The sequence below is a fragment of the Pseudomonas rhizosphaerae genome, assembly GCF_000761155.1.
Classification (GTDB): Bacteria; Pseudomonadota; Gammaproteobacteria; order Pseudomonadales; family Pseudomonadaceae; genus Aquipseudomonas; species Aquipseudomonas rhizosphaerae.
The window spans coordinates 2,242,019-2,260,368 of sequence record NZ_CP009533.1 but is presented as its reverse complement, the minus strand read 5'-3'; the positions used below and the strand labels follow the sequence as shown (position 1 = coordinate 2,260,368).

General features: G+C 62.5%; 23 protein-coding genes and 1 tRNA gene. 12 read left to right on the top strand and 12 right to left on the bottom strand.

The features are described from left to right. The 5 genes from LT40_RS10110 to LT40_RS10090 are packed head-to-tail and all read left to right on the top strand — an operon-like array spanning nucleotide 1 to nucleotide 4,599. Nucleotides 1–363 carry an STAS domain-containing protein gene (locus LT40_RS10110; RefSeq protein WP_043189568.1) on the top strand — a complete coding sequence of 121 codons (363 nt, stop codon included), beginning with the start codon at nucleotides 1–3 and terminating at the stop codon, nucleotides 361–363. Continuing rightward, nucleotides 360–764: an anti-sigma regulatory factor gene (locus LT40_RS10105; protein WP_043189566.1), complete on the top strand. Its 405-nt coding sequence runs from the start codon at nucleotides 360–362 to the stop codon at nucleotides 762–764. Before LT40_RS10110 ends, LT40_RS10105 begins: the two co-directional genes overlap by 4 nt. Beyond that, nucleotides 761–1,771, top strand: a complete 1,011-nt coding sequence (locus tag LT40_RS10100) for an ATP-binding protein (protein ID WP_420329688.1) — start codon at nucleotides 761–763, stop codon at nucleotides 1,769–1,771. Before LT40_RS10105 ends, LT40_RS10100 begins: the two co-directional genes overlap by 4 nt. Beyond that, complete coding sequence (locus tag LT40_RS10095) at nucleotides 1,764–2,639, top strand: sensor histidine kinase (protein WP_043189559.1); 876 nt, start codon at nucleotides 1,764–1,766, stop codon at nucleotides 2,637–2,639. Before LT40_RS10100 ends, LT40_RS10095 begins: the two co-directional genes overlap by 8 nt. Then, nucleotides 2,629–4,599, top strand: a complete 1,971-nt coding sequence (locus LT40_RS10090; protein WP_043189556.1) for a response regulator — start codon at nucleotides 2,629–2,631, stop codon at nucleotides 4,597–4,599. Before LT40_RS10095 ends, LT40_RS10090 begins: the two co-directional genes overlap by 11 nt. A gap of 69 nt (nucleotides 4,600–4,668) precedes the next feature. Here the strand turns inward: LT40_RS10090 and LT40_RS10085 are convergent, their stop codons facing one another. The 10 genes from LT40_RS10085 to LT40_RS10040 form a co-directional block, all read right to left on the bottom strand. After that, on the bottom strand, nucleotides 4,669–5,514 hold the full coding sequence (locus tag LT40_RS10085; protein WP_043189554.1) for a glycosyltransferase family 2 protein: 846 nt from the start codon (nucleotides 5,512–5,514) through the stop codon (nucleotides 4,669–4,671). Nucleotides 5,515–5,534: 20 nt separating this feature from the next. Beyond that, nucleotides 5,535–6,188 carry a glycosyltransferase family 2 protein gene (locus LT40_RS10080; RefSeq protein WP_043189552.1) on the bottom strand — a complete coding sequence of 218 codons (654 nt, stop codon included), beginning with the start codon at nucleotides 6,186–6,188 and terminating at the stop codon, nucleotides 5,535–5,537. A 107-nt stretch (nucleotides 6,189–6,295) separates the two neighbouring features. Then, complete coding sequence (locus tag LT40_RS10075; protein ID WP_043189548.1) at nucleotides 6,296–7,441, bottom strand: PQQ-dependent sugar dehydrogenase; 1,146 nt, start codon at nucleotides 7,439–7,441, stop codon at nucleotides 6,296–6,298. Between the two features lie 31 nt (nucleotides 7,442–7,472). After that, the gene (locus LT40_RS10070; protein WP_237749301.1) at nucleotides 7,473–7,805 is read right to left on the bottom strand and encodes a hypothetical protein; all 333 of its coding nucleotides are present in this window, start codon (nucleotides 7,803–7,805) and stop codon (nucleotides 7,473–7,475) included. 126 nt (nucleotides 7,806–7,931) lie between these two features. Then, the gene (locus tag LT40_RS10065; RefSeq protein WP_043189546.1) at nucleotides 7,932–8,423 is read right to left on the bottom strand and encodes a GFA family protein; all 492 of its coding nucleotides are present in this window, start codon (nucleotides 8,421–8,423) and stop codon (nucleotides 7,932–7,934) included. A 73-nt stretch (nucleotides 8,424–8,496) separates the two neighbouring features. Then, nucleotides 8,497–9,648, bottom strand: coding sequence for an MFS transporter (locus tag LT40_RS10060; RefSeq protein ID WP_043189545.1), 1,152 nt, complete (start codon nucleotides 9,646–9,648; stop codon nucleotides 8,497–8,499). Between the two features lie 207 nt (nucleotides 9,649–9,855). After that, a complete protein-coding gene (locus LT40_RS10055) occupies nucleotides 9,856–10,857 on the bottom strand; it encodes an ABC transporter substrate-binding protein (protein WP_043189543.1) in 1,002 nt (333 codons plus the stop codon). Between the two features lie 30 nt (nucleotides 10,858–10,887). Then, a complete protein-coding gene (locus LT40_RS10050; RefSeq protein WP_043189541.1) occupies nucleotides 10,888–11,754 on the bottom strand; it encodes an ABC transporter permease in 867 nt (288 codons plus the stop codon). 38 nt (nucleotides 11,755–11,792) lie between these two features. Beyond that, nucleotides 11,793–12,674, bottom strand: a complete 882-nt coding sequence (locus LT40_RS10045; protein ID WP_043189539.1) for an ABC transporter ATP-binding protein — start codon at nucleotides 12,672–12,674, stop codon at nucleotides 11,793–11,795. 13 nt (nucleotides 12,675–12,687) lie between these two features. After that, on the bottom strand, nucleotides 12,688–13,569 hold the full coding sequence (locus tag LT40_RS10040; RefSeq protein WP_043189536.1) for a TauD/TfdA dioxygenase family protein: 882 nt from the start codon (nucleotides 13,567–13,569) through the stop codon (nucleotides 12,688–12,690). A 279-nt stretch (nucleotides 13,570–13,848) separates the two neighbouring features. Between LT40_RS10040 and LT40_RS10035 the strand changes: the two genes are divergently transcribed. Together LT40_RS10035 and LT40_RS10030 are read left to right on the top strand one after the other, a co-directional pair. Then, nucleotides 13,849–14,091, top strand: coding sequence for a DUF1654 domain-containing protein (locus tag LT40_RS10035; RefSeq protein WP_043189533.1), 243 nt, complete (start codon nucleotides 13,849–13,851; stop codon nucleotides 14,089–14,091). Nucleotides 14,092–14,095: 4 nt separating this feature from the next. After that, complete coding sequence (locus LT40_RS10030) at nucleotides 14,096–14,785, top strand: endonuclease (protein WP_043189530.1); 690 nt, start codon at nucleotides 14,096–14,098, stop codon at nucleotides 14,783–14,785. A 28-nt stretch (nucleotides 14,786–14,813) separates the two neighbouring features. Here the strand turns inward: LT40_RS10030 and LT40_RS10025 are convergent, their stop codons facing one another. Continuing rightward, complete coding sequence (locus LT40_RS10025) at nucleotides 14,814–15,383, bottom strand: SPOR domain-containing protein (RefSeq protein WP_043189528.1); 570 nt, start codon at nucleotides 15,381–15,383, stop codon at nucleotides 14,814–14,816. A gap of 142 nt (nucleotides 15,384–15,525) precedes the next feature. Here LT40_RS10025 and LT40_RS10020 point away from each other — a divergent pair, with 142 nt between their 5' ends. From LT40_RS10020 to LT40_RS10010, 4 genes are all read left to right on the top strand, one after another. Further along, the gene (locus LT40_RS10020) at nucleotides 15,526–15,822 is read left to right on the top strand and encodes a DUF6388 family protein (protein ID WP_043189525.1); all 297 of its coding nucleotides are present in this window, start codon (nucleotides 15,526–15,528) and stop codon (nucleotides 15,820–15,822) included. A gap of 88 nt (nucleotides 15,823–15,910) precedes the next feature. Then, entirely contained in the window at nucleotides 15,911–16,084 is a 174-nt protein-coding gene (locus tag LT40_RS21690) for a hypothetical protein (protein ID WP_158497444.1), read from the top strand. Between the two features lie 99 nt (nucleotides 16,085–16,183). Beyond that, entirely contained in the window at nucleotides 16,184–16,417 is a 234-nt protein-coding gene (locus LT40_RS10015; RefSeq protein WP_043189523.1) for a DUF6555 family protein, read from the top strand. Nucleotides 16,418–16,472: 55 nt separating this feature from the next. Then, nucleotides 16,473–16,679: a hypothetical protein gene (locus LT40_RS10010; RefSeq protein ID WP_043189521.1), complete on the top strand. Its 207-nt coding sequence runs from the start codon at nucleotides 16,473–16,475 to the stop codon at nucleotides 16,677–16,679. Between the two features lie 62 nt (nucleotides 16,680–16,741). Here the strand turns inward: LT40_RS10010 and LT40_RS10005 are convergent. Then, nucleotides 16,742–16,818: transfer RNA gene (locus tag LT40_RS10005), tRNA-Val, on the bottom strand. A gap of 173 nt (nucleotides 16,819–16,991) precedes the next feature. Here LT40_RS10005 and LT40_RS10000 point away from each other — a divergent pair. Further along, nucleotides 16,992–18,275: an NAD(P)/FAD-dependent oxidoreductase gene (locus tag LT40_RS10000; protein ID WP_043189519.1), complete on the top strand. Its 1,284-nt coding sequence runs from the start codon at nucleotides 16,992–16,994 to the stop codon at nucleotides 18,273–18,275. The last annotated feature ends 75 nt before the right edge of the window (nucleotides 18,276–18,350 follow it).

Below are 18,350 nucleotides of genomic sequence, written 5' to 3'. Positions count from 1 at the left end.
ATGGAACGCATCCCTATATTGCAGATGGGCCCTTACCTGCTGGTGACCATTCAGGTCGACATGCACGATCAGCTCGCGCTCAGGCTGCAGGATGACCTGGCCGAGAAGATCAGCAAGACGTCCGCACGTGGCGTGCTGATCGATATCTCGGCGCTGGACATGGTCGATTCGTTCATCGGCCGGATGATCGGCACCATCTCTGGCTTGTCCCGCATCATGGACGCCCAGACCGTCCTGGTCGGCATGCAGCCGGCGGTGGCCATCACTCTGGTCGAACTGGGCATGAACTTGCCCGGCGTCAGCACTGCATTGAACGTGGAGCGTGGCATGCGCCTGCTGCAGGCACGGGTGGATGGCTCATGAACATCGAGAGCAGCGGCAGCCAACCGGTACGCCTTGAACAGGACGTGGTGCTGGCCCGCCAGACCGCGCGCAAGCTGGCCCAGGACTGCGGCATGCGTCTGATCGACCTGACCAAGCTGGTCACTGCGGTCAGCGAGCTGGCGCGCAACACCGTGGTCTATGGCGGGGGTGGCGACATGGACTGGCAGGTGCTCGACGACGGCGTGCGCAAGGGCTTGCGCCTCACGTTTCGTGACGAGGGGCCCGGCATCCCCGACCTCAAGCTGGCGCTGACCGACGGCTGGACCTCGGGCAACGGGCTGGGGCTGGGTCTGACCGGCGCACGCCGCCTGGTCGAGGAATTCGAGCTGGACACCGCACCTGGCCAAGGCACTCGTGTGACGATCACCCGATGGACCTGACTTTGCACAGTGTCATCACTCGCGTGATTGCACTGCAGGATGCCAGCCAGGTAGGCGAAGCCCGGCGTGCCGCGCAGCAGATGGCCCAGGCACAGGGCCTGGACGAAACCGACTGCGGCCGCGTGGCGCTGGTCGCCACCGAGTTGGCCAGCAATGTCCTCAAGCATGCAGGCCATGGCGAGTTGCACCTGCGCGCCCTGCCCCATCCGACTTCGCCGGGCGTGGAACTGCTGGCGCTGGATCGCGGCACCGGCTTCGAACTGCACGAGTGCCTGGCCGACGGCTATTCCACCAGCGGTACCCAAGGTATCGGCCTGGGCGCCCTGGCGCGGCAATCGGAAGTCTTCGACGTCTACAGTGACGCACGCGGCTCAGTGGTGCTGGCACGGCTCTACCGCAAGCGCGACACCCAAGCCGACTTGCGCCTGGGCGTGACCCAGCGTTCGTTGCACGACGACCCGGCCTGCGGCGATGCCTGGCAGGTAGCGTTTACCGCCGAGGGTATCAGCGCGCTGGTGGTCGATGGCCTGGGCCATGGCGAAGAAGCCGAAAAAGCTGCGCGCGCCGGTTGCCGGGCCTTCGCCGATGCGCCGTTCGCACGGCCCGAACACGTGCTCGACGCCATGCATCAGGCCATGAACGGCACTCGCGGTGGCGCAGTGGCCGTGGCCCAGTTCGATTACGATTCCGGTCAGTTGCGTTTCGCCGGTATCGGCAACATCGGCGCTTCGCTGATAGCGCCGGGCAAGAGCCGCGGGCTGGCTTCGCATCCGGGGATCGTCGGTGGCCAGTTCCGCCGCGTGCAGACGTTCACCTTCGATGACGCGAGCGGACAGTTGCTGATTCTGTACAGCGACGGCCTGCAGTCGCGCTGGAACATGGTCGACTACCCCGGCCTGGTCCACCTACACCCCGCACTCATTGCGTCGGTGCTGTACCGCGACTTCTGTCGCGGTCGCGACGACATCACCGTATTGGTCATCGCCCTGGAGCCCGCCCATGTCTGAACCCCTCGAGCTGGACGCCCAGGCCAGCGCGGCACTGATCGCTCAGTTGCGCGCCGAGGCGCAAGCACTGCGCGACGAACTGGATGAAACCAACCAAGGCGTGCTGGCGCTGTATGGCGAGCTTGACGGCCAGGCCGAGGAACTGCGCCAGGCCTCGGACCTCAAGAGCCGGTTCCTGTCCTACATGAGCCACGAGTTCCGCACCCCGCTGGGCTCGATCCTGAGCATCACCGGCCTGCTCGCCGATGAACTGGACGGTCCGTTGGCCCCGGAGCAGCAAAAGCAGGTGAGTTTCATCACCAACGCGGCGCAGGAACTGAGCGACATGGTCGATGACCTGCTCGACCTGGCCAAGATCGAAGCCGGACGGATCACCATCTCGCCCGCCTGGTTCGACATGTTCGACCTGTTCGCGGCGCTGCGCGGCATGTTCCGCCCGATCGTCAACGCCAGCGCCGTGGACCTGATTTTCGAAGAGCCTGCCGGTCTGCCAAGGCTGTACACCGATGACAAGAAGCTGGCGCAGATCCTGCGCAACTTCATTTCCAACTCGCTCAAGTTCACCCTTGCAGGCGAGGTACGGGTGTCGGCCAGCCTCGAGTCGCCGTCGCAGATCCGTTTCGCGGTGACCGACACCGGTATCGGCATTCCCGCAGAACTGCATGGCACCCTGTTCGAGGATTTCGCCCAGATCGATTCGCCGGTGCAGAAGCGCCTGCGCGGCACCGGCCTGGGCCTGTCGCTGTGCAAACGCTTCGCCGAGCTGCTGGGTGGCACGGTGGGCGTGCAGAGCAGCCCGGGCGTGGGTTCGACATTCTTTGTGATCATTCCGTTGGCCATTGCGCCGGAGCCTGGCCATGACGCCTGAAGTGCGCGTACTCATCGTCGACGACAACAGCGCCACGCGCTACGCCTTGCGGCGCCGATTGGAACAGCACGGCATCACCATTCTGGAAGCCGGTACCGGAGGCGACGGCCTGGCGCTGATCGCCAGCGAACCGCTGGACGCGTTGATTCTGGACGTCAACCTGCCGGACATGAGCGGCTTCGACATCGTCCGCCTGCTGCGCGCCAAACCCGCCACGGCGTTGCTGCCGATCATCCATGTGTCGGCGGCGTCGATACAGACCGGCGACATCATCACCGGCCTTGAAGCCGGTGCCGACGCCTACCTGATCCACCCAGTGGACGCCGACGTCTTGCTGGCGACCTTGCGTACGCTGTTGCGCGTGCGCGATACGGAGAATGCCTTGCGCGAAAGCGAAGCACGCTTTCGCGAGATTTTCGCCAACATCGCCGCGCCCATTGCCGTGATCGACGAGCAGCTGCAGGTGATCGAATGCAACCATGCCTTCTCGCAGCTGCTGCCCACGCCGGTGTCCCTGAGTAGTCTGCAAGCTCATCTGGCAGCTGGGCAGGAAACCGTGCTGGAGGATTTGCAGGTGCGCCTGAGCAAGGGCGAGCGCTGGCGCGGCAATCTTTCCATCAGGGTCGATGAACAATTGCGTGAGACCGAGTGGCAGGTGTCGCCGTACCGCGCACCCGGGCACAGCCTGGTATTCATCGAGGATGTGACGGAGCATCGTCTGCGCGAGCGCCAGCAACAGATCCAGCTGGCCGACGCCCAGACATTGCTGGCCCAGGAAGTGGCCGAACGCGCGCGCACCGAGACGCAGTTGCTGCAGGTGCAGAAAATGGACGCCCTGGGCAAGCTCACCGGGGGTATCGCCCACGACTTCAACAACCTGCTGACCGGGATCATTACGGCGCTGGAGCTGATCAAGAAACGGGTCGAGCCCGCAGGGGCCACAGCCAGCGTCGACAGGACCGTGTCGCGTTACGCCGACGCTGCGTTGCAGTCGGCGACCAACGCGGCCGCCCTCACCCATCGCATGCTGGCCTTTGCCCGCCAGCAACCGCTGGACACGCGGCCGATCGCGATCAACCAGCATGTGCACTCGCTGGAGGATCTGATGCGCCGCACCATCGGCGAACGGATCACCCTGAGCCTGGACCTGACCGACAGCGCGGCGATCGCCATGGTCGATCCGATCCAGTTCGAGAATGCCGTGCTGAACCTGGTGATAAACGCCCGCGACGCATTGCCCGAGGGCGGCAACATTCGCCTGTCGACCTTCGCCGCCTATTCGAAAGGTGACACACGCCTGGCCGATGGCGATTACGTGGTGCTTTCGGTGCGCGACGACGGCACCGGCATCGACCACAGCATCATCGACAAGGTCTTCGATCCGTTCTTCACCACCAAGGCGGTCGGCAAAGGCACGGGGCTGGGCCTGTCGACGATCTATGGCTTCGCTCGACAGTCCGGCGGTGATGTCAGGATTCGCAGCCTGCTGGGCCATGGCACCGAGGTGACCCTGATGTTGCCGGCTGGCCTGGCGCTGCTGCCGCAGCCCAGCGAGTCGGTGCAGGTGGAGAATCGCGGCAGCGGCGAGCATTTGCTGGTCGTGGAAGACATGGCGTCGGTGCGCATGTTCGTGGTCGAGGCATTGACCGATGCGGGATACCGCTGCACCGAGGTGGACAGTGCGCTGGACGCGCTGGAGACCTTGCGCAACGACGCGTCGATCCAACTGCTGCTGACCGATGTGGGCCTGCCGCAGATGAACGGCCGCGTCCTGGCCGACGCCGCCCGCGCCTTGCGTCCCGAACTGCCGGTGCTGTTCATGACCGGCTACGCCGAAAACGCCCTGGACCTGCAGACCTTCCTCGCCGAGGGCATGGACATGGTGATCAAGCCCTTCCGCATGGGCGACCTGATCAGCCGCATCGGCCACCTGCTCGACAACGACTGTGCCGCCCCCTGATCTGCGCAAATCCCGTAGCAGCGGCGCACTCGAAGCAAGCCAGTAATCTTTGCCGAATCAGTCCAGGTCTCAGAACCCCGAGCCGGCCCGGTCCAGGCAGGCATCGACTTCATCGTCGGTGGGATGGCGAAGGATCTGCAGCGAGTCGCGAGACCATCTCATCAGCCCCCGTTCGGCGAACTCCGTCAGCCAGCCCTCCATGGGCCACTGCTGCCAGCGGAGATAAAACCTCTGCGCGTTGGTCACGATGGCGTCGAAGTGGTTGAGCGGCGGACGCCATGTGGGATGGTATTGATGAAAAGCCAGGGCCGCCGCCGTTCTCAGCTCGACACCCTGCCGACGCGCGCTGAAGGCGAAATCGGTGTCTTCGCCGCCGTAGCCCACATACCCCTCGTCGAAGCCGCCGATGCGCTCGAACACCTCACGGGTGCAGGCAAAATTGAGTGACCAGAACAGATGATGCGCAAGCACCGAGCCCGGTTCGCCACGGTACTGGCTCAACGGATGGGCGACTCCATCGCGCGCCAGCGTGGCATGGGTCCAACCTTCCATCTGCGCCGTGCTGGGCAGATAGCGCACTTCGCCCAGGTGCAACGCCTCGGGCCGGTTGCGCAGCGCATCGGCGTAGTCCGCCAGCAAGGTCTGACCGGGGATGCAGTCCACGTCCAGGAACACCCATTGCTCACCCTCGCATTGGCGAACGGCATTGCGCGCCCTGGCCAGCGGCAGGCCATGGGAGCCATCGTCGATGACACGGCAATGGATAGGAAACAGCTCGCTGTGCAGATTGCGCGCTGGCTGGTTCATGAACACCACCCAGAATGCGTCCGGCAGCACACTGCCCTGCTCCAGCCCACGGATGACATTGTCCAGCTGCCGTTCGCGGCCGTGTACCAGCGTGATTACATTTAGCATGTCAGAACTTCACCATGTCTTCAGAACCCACTCGCCCTGCTCAGGGCCGGAAGTCGTGCCGGCTCGCCGTAGCCACTGCCCACTACTGCGCAGCGTCTGACGCGCACCGAACCACTCCAGGCGATACGTCGCCCGTTGGCCTCTACCCGACGAATCAGTTGCATCTCGTCCTGGCCAGTCACTGCGCTGAGGCCGCCGGCATCCATGTAAGCGACGGTGCTGATACCCAGATTCGCCCCATGGACACCAGGCCGCAATTCGTCCAGGGCAATGGAACGGCGTCGCCGCTGACCCGGAACGCCCTTCCGCGCGCCAGGTTCGGCATCCACCCGCCCGCAAACCGCGTCGACCTGATACGCCAACTGCGCGGCCAGCCAATCATCGGGTACCCGAACGTCTGCCTCGGTCAGTGCCAACCAGCGAGCGCCGGCGTGAACCAGATGATCAGCGCCCGCGGCTCTTGCCGCCAACGGGTTGCCGGCAGTGATGTCGATCAGTCGCACCGGATAGCGTTGGGCGATATCCCGCGAATGATCGCTGCAGTCATCGAGCACCACGACGATGCGGACCAGCTCGGTGCACAAGGTGCCATGCTCCGCGGCCTGCATGACCGACTGCAGGCACCGGTCGAGACTGGCCTGCTCGTTATGCACAGGTATGATGACACCGATCATGCTGAACCTCTTGAGAACGCGGAATGGTCGAAGCCATGATGGCCATTGACCACCAATCGACTCGAAGATGACCAAGAGGTTTCACTCAATCGATCAAACGTACCCACTCATTCCAGGCCGATCTTCAACAATTCCCCGTTGTCGTCATCGGTCAGCACATACAAATAGCCATCCGGGCCTTGGCGCACATCACGGATACGTTCGCCGCGCTCGCCCAGCAACCGCTCTTCGTGTACCACCTTGTCGCCTTCGAACTGCAAACGGATGAGGTCTTCGGAAGCCAGCGCACCAATGAACAGGTTGTGGTTCCAGCGCTTGAACTTGTCATTGTCATAGAAGGCCATGCCGCTGATGGCGGGCGACTTCTCCCAGACGTGGAAAGGGTCGGTGATGCCTGGGCCGGTTTTGCCTTTGGCTTCGGGAATCGGTTCGCCGGAATAGTTGATGCCGTGGGTGTACAGCGGCCAGCCGTAATTGGCACCACGCTCGATGATATTGAGCTCGTCGCCACCCTTGGCGCCATGCTCATGGGTCCACAGCGTCCCCGTCCATGGATTCAAGGCGGCGCCCTGCTGGTTGCGATGACCGAACGACCAGATTTCCGGGCGCACGCCTTTCTTGCCTACGAACGGGTTGTCCTTCGGTATCTTGCCGTCGGGGAAGATTCGCACCACCTTGCCCTGTAGTTTGTCCAGGTCCTGGGACGTCGAGCGCTGGTTGTTTTCGCCCAGGGCAATGAACAGGTAGCCGTCACGGTCGAACACCAGGCGCGAGCCGAAGTGGTTGCCCACCGACAGCTTGGGCTCCTGACGGAAGATCGTGGTGAAATTTTCCAGATGGGTCAGATCTTCAGACAAACGCCCGCGGCCCACGGCGGTACCACCCTTGCCATCTTCGCCCTGTTCGGCATACGACAGGTAGACCATGCGGTCAGCCTTGAAATCGGGCGACAGCACCACGTCGAGCAGGCCACCCTGGTTCTTCGCCCACACTTGCGGCACACCGCTGATGGGTGACGAGATCTTGCCCTCGCCGCTGATCACACGCAGATCACCTGGTTTCTCGGTGACCAACATGCCCTTGTTGTCGGGCAGGAAAGCCAGGCCCCACGGGTATTTGAGGCCTTCGGCCACGGTGGTCACGGTCACCTGGCCCAGTTCGCTCTGGTAAGTGGTGACCGTGGCGGCCGAAGCTGCCATTCCATACAGGGCAAGGCCAGCACAGGCTGAGGCCAAAAGGGTCTTCTGCAACATAGGGCTTATCCTTCAGCGAGAAAAAGTGGGATCACCGCGTGCCAGGGGCGGTGCGGGGTTGCTGGGTACCATTGACCGGACGGCGCAGATTTTCGCCGTTACCGATACCACGGTTCTCGAGCGTCGGCGGCCGTGGGTTGTCGGTGCGCGGCGTGGGCTGGCGTAATTGCGGATTGGGCGCGGTGGTGCCCTGCCGACTGTTCGGATTGATGCGTCGTGTAGGGCTGTTGTAGGGGTTCGAGGTGTCGTTCGCAGCCAGGTTGATGACCTGCTGCGGCGGTTTCTGCACAGTAGCCTCGAAGGCCAGTGCCGAATGGGACAGCGCCGCGCCCAGCAGCACGGTCGCCAGTAGGGACAACTTCATGGGTAGCGTGTCCTCGATCACAATGGGTTCAGGCGTTGGAGGATGAATCGCCTCAGGCGTTCGCTGCACCATGACCTGGCAGACCCGCGCAGGTAATTCACCATGTTTCCAAGGCAGCACTGCCGCTCAATCCTGGGTCAGGCCAAGCCGTTCGTGCCATTGGGCGAGTGATTCTTCCGGGTACTTCTGGAACTGCAGGTCGTTCTTGCCCGCATTGACCTCCACCCATCCCGCCTTCGAATCGAGCAACAGATGGGTATGCTCAGGCGGCACGGGCAGTTCGCTGTCGATAGCGCTGGCGAACGGGTGTACCAGCTCAGGCCATGCAGGGTCGAACAGCCACAGCGCGCTGCCGCACAGATGGCAAAAATGCCGCTCGGCGCTGCTAGGGTGCGAGCCCGTACCGTCTTCGTCAGGAAGGCGCGCATGGTAGACGGTAATGTGGCTGCGCCCTTGAACGTTGAGGCTCGCAGCCTCGCCACCGAGGTTGATCGCGTAGCCACCGCCACCCTGGGTCTTGCGGCAAATCGAACAGTAGCAACGCTGATAGGGATAAGGGTGCGCGCTGTGCAGGCTGAAGGTGACGGCACCGCAGTGACAGGATCCGTGCAATTGCATGGCTGAACTCCGTATCGAGTGACGATGGAAAGTCTACTGGTGAGCGTACAGCGTAGACCCCCGCACGGACCGTTCAGTTTCGCAGGTAGCGCCCGCTGGCGGCGACGAACAGCAGCAGCACGATCAGCACGCCCAGCGCGATCGACAGGCTGCTGCCGTGGGCGACGAAACCGATGAATGCTGGCCCCACCAGAATACCCGCATACCCCAGCGAGGTCATGGCCGGGATGGCGGCGCTCTGCGGCATGGTGGTCTGGCGCCCGACGGCGGTGAACAACACCGGCACGATATTCGAGCAACCGGCGCCGATCAGGGCGTAGCCCAGCAGAGCGGCGGGCCATGCCGGAACGGCGAGCGACAAGGCCAGCCCGGCCGCTGCGCACAACCCACCGAACAACGTGACGCGGGCACCACCGACGCGGGCGACGATGGCATCGCCGGTCAGTCGGCCGATGGTCATGGTGGTGGCGAACGCTGCATAGCCCAGGCCGGCGTACGCCGGTTCCATGCCCCGCTCGGACACCAGAAACACCGCGCTCCAGTCGAGCATCGCACCTTCGGTGAGGAAGACGATGAAGCACAGCGCGCCGAGAAACAGCACGATGCCGCGCGGGACGGCGAACAGCGGGCCGTCGCTTTCATTGCCGTAAGGCAGCAGGTTCGGCGCCGCCTTGATGACGGCGGCAAGGGTCACCGCCACCACACAGAGCGCTGCCAGCGTCGGTGTCAGGCCCAGTGCCAGCAAGGCGGTCATGCCCCCTGCGCCGAGGATGCCACCGACACTGAACAAGCCGTGGAAACCGGACATCATCGGCCGCCCACTGGCCTTCTCGACCAGCACGGCCTGAATGTTCATGGCGCAGTCGATGGCCCCCATCCCGGCGCCGAACAACAGCACGGCGGCGATCAATAGCGGCAGGGTCGAGGCGCTGGCCAGCAGCGGCAGCATCAGGCAGATCAGCACGCTGGCACCGACGATGACCCGCCGGCAACCCCACCGTGCGCACAGGTAACCGGCCAACGGCATGGCCAGAATCGAGCCGGCACCCAGGCCCAGCAATAGCAGGCCCAGGCTACCTTCACTCAGCTGCGCCCGAGCCTTGGCCAGCGGCACCAGCGGGGCCCAGGCGGCCATGGCGAAACCGGCGATGAAGAAGGCAATACGGGTGGAAATCTGCGCTTGCCGACCCGGCGACGCGGTGGCGAAGGTACTGCTCGACGACATGATCAAAGCCTTGAATGAGAACCCGCGAACAGCAGCAACACGACCGCAACGGCACGCGGCTGCTTGATGCGCAAGACCGACGACCTCAGCAAAGGCCTCGGATCGTCGAGCTTGCCGGGTCCGATTCAATCAGTGACAGATGCACCGATCAATAGAGCGACCCGCATTGAGTTCGGTTTCCAGGCAAAAACCACGCGACACTTGGTATCAACTGCCCTCGCCGCCGTGCGCTTCTTCAAAGAAATAGTCTTTCCAGCTCTGCGCCTTGTTCTTCAGCACACCCAGCTCATGCAGGCGCTCGGCGTAGATGAAGGTGCGTTGCGGCACTACGGTGAAGTCGATCTCCGGGTCCTTGACGATCTTCTCCACGAAGGCTTCGCTCAGGGTGGATTTCTCGACCCGGATGTAGGTCTTGGCTGCAGCCACCTTGTCGGCCTTGACGATCTGCGCCGCTTCCACCAACGCGTCATAGAAGGCCTTGTAGGTCTTGGGGTTGTCGTCGTGGAATTTCTGGGTGGTGTACAGCACATTGAAGGTGGCCGGCCCACCGAGAATGTCATAGCTGCTCAGCACCTTGTGCACCTTGGGGTTTTCCAGGGCCTGGTACTGGAATGGGGGGCTGGAGAAATGCGCGCTGATTTCCGAACCGCCGGCGATCAATGCCGAGGTCGCGTCCGGATGGGGAATGCTCACCGAGATGTTGTCGAATTTCTTGAATTCCTTGTCGCCATACAGTTTGGCCGTTTCCAGTTGCAAGGTGCGCGACTGGAAACCGACGCCAGCGGCGGGCACCGCGATGCGGTCCTTGTCGGTGAAGTCTTTCAGGGTCTTCACGTCGGGGTTGTTGCTGAGCAAGTAGTTGGGCATCGAACCCAACGAAGCGATGGCCTTGACGTTCTGCCGGCCTTTGGTCCGGTCCCACACGGTGAGCATCGGTGGCACCCCAGCCGAGACCACATCCAGAGCACCGGCGAGCAACGCCTCGTTCATGGCAGTGGCCCCGGATATGCTGTTCCAGTCCACTTCGATGTCCACGCCCTGCTCTTTGCCGTGTTTCTCGATCAACTGCTGGTCACGCACCACATCAAGGATGAGGTAGCCGATGCCGAACTGCTGGGCGATGCTGATCTTGCCTTCGGCGCTGGCGCCGCCGGCCAACACCGCGGCAGCGAGCCCGCAGGCCAGGGAAAGCTTGTTTGCAAATACCATGTTGAATGCTCTGGACAGGGATGGATGGACTCAGCGCTGCATGCCCCAGCGCTTGATGGTGAGACGTTCGAAGGTGTTGAACAGCAGGTTTTCCACCAGCAAACCGATCAGGATCACGGCGGCCAGGCCGGCGAAGACCTTGTCGGTGTACAGCTCGTTGCGGTTCTGGAAGATGTACCAGCCCAGGCCGCCCTTGCCCGAAGACGCACCGAACACCAGTTCGGCGGCGATCAGGGTGCGCCAGGCGAATGCCCAGCCGATCTTCAGGCCCGCCAGGATCGACGGCAGTGCCGCCGGAATCAGGATGTGCCAGACGAAGCGCAAGCCACGCAGGCCATAGTTGCGCCCGGCCATGCGCTGGGTTTCGGATACCCCGAGAAAGCCGGCGTAGGTGTTCAGCGCCAGGGCCCAGAGCACCGAATGCACCAGTACGAAGATCAGGCTGTTCTCGCCCAGGCCGAACCACAGCAACGACAGCGGCAACAGCGCGATGGCTGGCAGCGGGTTGAACATGGCGGTCAAGGTGCTGAGCAGGTCGCGCCCCAACTGGGTCGAGACTGCCAAGGTGGTCAGACCGAACGCCAGGACGATGCCGATCAGGTAGCCCTTGATCAGCACGGTCAGGGAGATCCACACCTTGCTCAGCAATTCGCCACTGGCAACTCCCTCGATGAACGCATTGGCGGTCTGCAGAAAGCTGGGCAGCAGGAGGTCATTGTTCTGCCAACGGGCAGCGAGTTCCCATAGCACGGCCAGGGCCAACAGGATCACGCCCTTGCGTACCCAGGCCTGCTGCCAGATGCGACGGGGCAGGGAAATGTCGCGAACCAGTTCGGATTGAGTGAACGGCTCAAGCGTCACTTCATACTCTTGACGCACGGGTGGGGAAAGGCTCATGGGTTTGCTCCGAATGCGGCGGGGTCAACGCAGCGAGGTCAATAGGCGATGCGCAGGTGCTGGAAATCCACGGGAAGGTCCATCGACGGCTCCTCGCCTTCGTCGAACAGCAACCGGTGAATGCGCTGCGCACTGGCCTGGAAGTCCACGCCGCCCAGGCTGCCCAGGTCGAACTGGTGGCTGTTGATCTCGGCCCGAACCCGGCCGGGATGAGGTGAGAGCAGCAGAATGCGATTGCCCACCACCAAGGCTTCCTCGATGGAATGGGTGACGAACAGCAGGGTGAAGCGCACTTCCTGCCACAGCTCCAGCAGCTCTTCCTGCATCTTGCGCCGCGTTAGCGCATCGAGCGCAGCGAACGGCTCGTCCATGAGCAGGATCTTCGGCTGCATGGCTAACGCGCGTGCGATTGCCACGCGGGCTTTCATGCCGCCGGAGAGGGTGTGTGGGTAGGCATCGGCAAAGGCACTCAGGCCGACCTTCTCCAGGTAGTGACGGGCCCGCTCGTTGGCTTCGGCGCGCTGGAGCGTGCGCGATGCCAGCAACGGAAACGTCACGTTCTCGATCACGGTTTTCCAGGCCGGAAGCTGGTCGAACTCCTGAAACACCACGATCCGGTCGGGGCCAGGCTCTTCGATCCGCTCACCCGCGAGGCGGATCTGACCTTCACTGGGCTTGATGAAACCCGCCACAGCCTTGAGCAACGTGGACTTGCCGCACCCGGAAGGCCCGAGCAGGACGAATCGATCGGCCCGATCGACTTCGAAGCTGACCTGATGCGTGGCCCGCACCACCCGTTCGGAGGTGCGGTATTCGAGGCTGACGTTCTCCACCTGCAGCAGGGTTTCGGGAGTCGCCCGTTGCCCGGTTGCCGAATCGGTCCCAGCGCTGGCCGTGTGGCCTGGCAGTGCAGCGTTCATGCAAGACTCCCTATCAAAACGGCGCGTCGCCCTGGATGGTGGTGCGGTAGAGCTTGCGCCGCAGGTGGTCCGGGCAGCCGGCCGCGAGGTGAATCAGCGAGCGGTTGTCCCAGAAGACCATGTCGTGGGCTTGCCAGGAATGCCGATAGACGTTCTCTGCGCGCACGCTGTGGGCATAGAGCTGCTGCAGAAGATCCCGACTTTCATCTTCAGGGATGCCTACGATGTGCGTGGTGAATCCCTCACTGACGAACAGGGCCTTGCGGCCGTTTTCAGGATGGGTACGGACCACCGGATGGGTCACGGTCACCACTTGGGTCAACTGCTCCGCCGTCAAGGTCGGCCGCCAATTGGCCGCGTTCTTGCCCTCGCTGTAGCGCGCGGTGTATGAGTGCACGGCCTGCTTGCCTTCGACTGCCTCGCGCAATGCAGACGGCAGCGTGTCCCAGGCCCTGTGCATGTCGGCGAACAAGGTATCGCCGCCCTCGCTGGGCAACTCCTGGGCATGCAGCATCGAGCCCAGGCTCGGCAATTCTTTGTAGGACAGGTCCGAGTGCCAGTACTTGCCTGCGTCACCCAACCCGACCGGCTGGCCATTCTCGACGATATTGGAAACGATGAGGATTTCCGGGTGCCCTGCCAATAGAAACTGCTTGAGCACATGGATCTGCAGCACCCCGAAACGGCGGCTGAAGTCGATCTGCTGTTGCGGGGTGATGCGCTGGTCATGAAAGACCACGACATGATGGTCCAGATGCGCCCGGTGGATGCTGGCGAAATCCTGATCGTTGAGCGGCAAGCGCAAGTCCAGGCCGATGATTTCGGCCCCGACATGGCCGGCCAACGGACGGATCTTGAAGGACTGACGAGGGATCTCTGAAAGGGCGACGGCCATGTTGTGCTCCGACTCTGGCTATTGAGTACGAGGGAATGGCCAAACTGTAGAGGTATAAGAACGTAATTTTAAATATCGTTATTGCATAACGATATCACTGCCAGGACTTTCGATTCGCCACGTCGTGTCGGATGTCTCTGATCGGATTCAAGTTTTTTTGTCAACCGGGAAGAAAATTCGCGAATCCGCTGTCAGAACCCCGCTATTTACCTAGGGCTATTGCGAAACGTCCTACAGTCAAATACTGTACGCACGTACAGCCCCTCAAGGAAACGCGTCGTGACCACTGCCACCCCCGCCGCGCCGAGCGCCTATGAACGTCTAGGCGTGCGCATCCAGAAGATCATCAACTCGCCCACCGCGCAGAAATCCCGTGCCGCGCTGATCTTTCGGCTCGAGCACGAAAGCGAGGAGGACTGGGCGCAAATGCTCGAGGAAATCGCCGAGAACGACAATGTCACCCTCGCCCACCGCGACGACGGTGGCGTGCAGATTTTCTGGGTCGTACCGAAGGAAGATTGATTCAATGATGGTTCGCAGTTTGTTCGTCAGTTTGATGCTGTCCAGTTTCATCGCCCACGCCGATGCCCCACGTACCTTCAGCGAAGCCAAGAAAGTCGCCTGGAAGTTGTACGCCCCCCAGTCCACCGAGTTCTACTGCGGCTGCAAGTACACCGGCAACCGAGTCAACCTGGCGGCGTGTGGTTATGTGCCGCGCAAGAATGCCAACCGCGCTGCGCGCATCGAGTGGGAACACATCGTCCCCGCCTGGCAGATTGGTCACCAGCGCCAGTGCTGGCAGAACGGCGGGCGTAAAAACTGTACCCGCAACGACAAGGTCTATCAGACCGCCGAAGCCGACCTGCACAACCTGGTGCCCAGCATTGGCGAGGTGAACGGCGACCGCAGCAATTTCAGCTTCGGCTGGCTGCCCGAACAACGCGGGCAATACGGTTCGTGCCTGACTCAGGTCGACTTCAAGGCCAAGAAGGTCATGCCCCGGCCTTCGATCCGCGGGATGATCGCGCGCACCTACATGTACATGAGCAAGCAGTACGGGCTGCGCCTGTCGCGCCAGGACACCCAGCTGTACCAGGCCTGGGACAAGACCTACCCGGTGCAGGTCTGGGAGCGCCAGCGCAACCAGCAGGTGGCGTGCGTGATGGGACACGGCAACGCTTTCGTCGGGCCGGTCGACCTCAAGGCCTGCGGCTGAAGCCGCTGCCCTGAAGCGTACCCACGCCTCAGGGCTTGTCCGCTTCGCTGAACGGCATCACCACCGACTCGATCCCGCGTGATCCCATGAGCCGGGCCCGTTCCTTGTCGGCCTCGGCCTTGCTGTCGAACGGCCCCAGGTAGACGATGGTCTGGCCGTCACGCTGGACGAAACTGGCCACGAAGCCGTTTTCCACCAAACGTGCCGCCATGTCGGTGACCGAGCCCATGTTGCGGCCCGAGACGATCCGCACTTCCCAGCGCTGTCCCGGCTCGGCTGCATCGACTGCAGGCAGCAACTCCTCGGCGCTGCCGCACACTTCGCGCACGCGCGGATCGTTGCCATCCTTGTCGATGACAACTTCAAATCGATCGCCGTGGGGAATCGCCGCGTAGCTGCGGTAAGGGCCGTAGACGCCCTGGGCGTCCTTGCCCTTCACCTGGCCACAGTAGTTGCCCTGGTCGGTGGTGCGTACGTTGGTGAAACGCGCCGTCTTGGGATTCTCCAACAACTGCGACACCGCCTCGTGGGCTTTTTCGAACGCGGTTCCGCAGCCGGCCAACGTCAGCATCGCCATCACCATCATCAACTTGCGCACACGCCTACCTCCAGAATTCGAGGGGCGGATTTTATCACTATCTATCCTTCCAGCGCCCGCACGGGCGATGACCGACGCTGACGTCACTGCCCTGCCATGGCATCATGAGCGCTTTATTTCGAACAGCCGGCAGGGCCTAGACATGATCGCCAAAGAAGACCGTAACCAAGCCGCACTGGCGATATTTCTCGACGCGCACCCCCAGTTGCGCGAGGAAATTCAGGTGCTGGACAGCCGCGAGCAAGCACAACAAGTGCAGTGGGCGTTCGAGGACGAAGCCCAGGCTCAGGGCCTCGAGCCTTGGGAGCTGGCCTTGCAGCTGATTGCGCAGAGCCCGGAAGAGCTCAAGGCCATGCGCCTTGAGGTCCATCAAGAGGTGGCCGACGCGCTGGGCTTGAGTTGGGAGGACTACTGCGAATTCAACGCGATCGAGTTGTGACATGACCGACGGTTGCAGATCGGACAGAACCTGAGCTGCCAGGCATATCTCGAATGCATGACACCCACGTCAACTTGCGAGGCATGCCATGACCAACGATCTTGATCCCATCCCGCTTATCGGCCAAACCGAGGCCGATCCGCTGGCAGATGACCTGACCAGCGATGGCGCCGCCCTCAACGATGCCGACGATGGCGAGCCGGAGGTGCTGCCGGACGATCCGGACATCGACGGTGCCGACGCATCGACCGAACCGAGCTGATACGCCCAAGGCCGATCCTACCGATGGTAGGATTTTGCCATCATTGCGGAACTGGCTAATGGCCTGCATGTCAGATGCCCGGTAACACGGGAGCAATATATGACAAGCCGGTTCACGGACTACGAGATTCGCTACGTTCTCAATGGTGAAGCTCGGCGCTTTCAGCAACGAGATACCCACATGAGCGACTCCGACGCCTGGTATTACGCCGCCCTGCATTCGGGTATCGGGTTGGTCTACGGCGGAACCAATCCGGCGGAGCATGCCGAGCAGTTGAGAAGACACGTCGAACGCCGGGGTCTGCGTGATGTGCAGTGGCGGCCGCTGAACTGAACTCGCTCTGCAAGGCATCACCAGGCGGCTGTGACACGCATGAGGGGGAGCCGCGATGTTCGAGCATGACCTGCTGGCGCTGCACCTGATGCGCCTTCAGCAGCATCAACAAGCGTACGCAGGTGCTCTGGACGACGTCAGACGCTGTCTTCATCGGTCTGACGCAGGCGCAGAAGTTCTTCAACGCCTCGCGGAGATCGAATCTTGCAGCGCGCAGCTTGCCACCCTGGTCGAACGGCTCAAGCAAACTACGGATCGGTAGACGCAAAAAAGGCGACCCTTTCGGATCGCCTTTCCAGACCGCCCAGCAGAGCGGATTTTGTTTGGTAGGCGCGATTGGACTCGAACCAACGACCCCCACCATGTCAAGGTGGTGCTCTAACCAACTGAGCTACGTGCCTGCTGTGAGGCGGCATTCTACGGAATCGGCATGACCTGTCAACTCATTTTTACGCGCTAAGCCTATGAATTGCGGAATTATTTTCAGCGCGTTCAATTTCTGCGCGCTGGTGAGCCGGGCCCAACTGCGCTAGCATCCGAAGACAGGTGAATTCCACCGCGCCGAGGTTGCCGGATGTCCAGCATGCAGTATCCACCCTCCTTCTACGCCGCGTCTGCCAACGCGGCGCCGCCTCGCCCTGCCCTTCAAGGTGAGATCGAAACGGATGTGTGCATCATCGGTGCAGGTTATACCGGCCTGTCCAGTGCGCTGTTTCTGCTGGAGCGTGGTTTCAGCGTGTGTGTGCTGGAAGCGGCCAAGGTCGGTTTCGGTGCTTCGGGACGCAATGGCGGGCAGATCGTCAACAGTTACAGCCGTGACCTGGATGTGATCGAGCGCAGTGTCGGCGCCGAACAGGCGCGGCTGCTCGGCGACATGGCCTTCGAGGGCGCGCGGATCATTCGCGAACGGGTGACGCGCTACGGCATCAATTGTGATTTGAAGAATGGCGGTGTCTTCGCCGCAATTACGGCCAAGCAACTCAAGCACCTCGAGTCCCAGCAACGTTTATGGGAGCGCTACGGCCATACCCAGCTGGAGCTGATGGACCAGGCCCGCATTCGCCAGGTTGTGGACTGCGACCAGTATGTCGGCGGCTTGCTGGACGTCAGTGGCGGTCATATCCATCCGCTGAACCTGGCGTTGGGCGAAGCAGCGGCGGTCGAGTCGCTGGGCGGCCGCATTCATGAGCAATCGCCGGCCATTCGCATCGAGCGCGGCCCGAGCCCTGTGGTGCATACCGCTCACGGCAAGGTGCGGGCCAAGTTTGTGATCGTCGCCGGCAACGCCTATCTGGGCGAGCTGGTGCCGGAATTGGCGGCCAAGTCCATGCCCTGTGGCACTCAGGTGATTGCGACCGAGCCGTTGGGCGAGGAACTGGCGCGCAGGCTGTTGCCGCAGGATTACTGCGTGGAAGACTGCAACTACCTGCTCGATTACTACCGCCTGACGGCGGACAAGCGTTTGATCTTCGGCGGTGGCGTGGTGTACGGCGCGCGAGATCCGGCCAACATCGAGGCGATCATTCGGCCGAAAATGCTCAAGGCGTTTCCGCAATTGGCGCAGGTGAAGATCGACTATGCCTGGACCGGCAACTTCCTGCTGACGTTGTCGCGCCTGCCGCAGATGGGGCGCCTGGGCGACAACATCTATTATTCACAGGGTTGCAGTGGGCATGGGGTGACGTACACCCACCTGGCGGGCAAGGTGCTTGCCGAGGCCTTGAGCGGCCAGGCCGAGCGCTTCGATGCATTCGCCGATCTGCCTCACTACCCTTTTCCTGGCGGGCGAGCCCTGGGCGCGCCGCTGACCCAGCTGGGCGCCTGGTATTACAGCCTGCGTGATCGCCTCGGGTTTTGACCCGGATACGCCAAACCTGACACACCGCTGTGCTCCCGGACGCGGCTTGCGCCGCTGCTACAGAAATCGAATTGC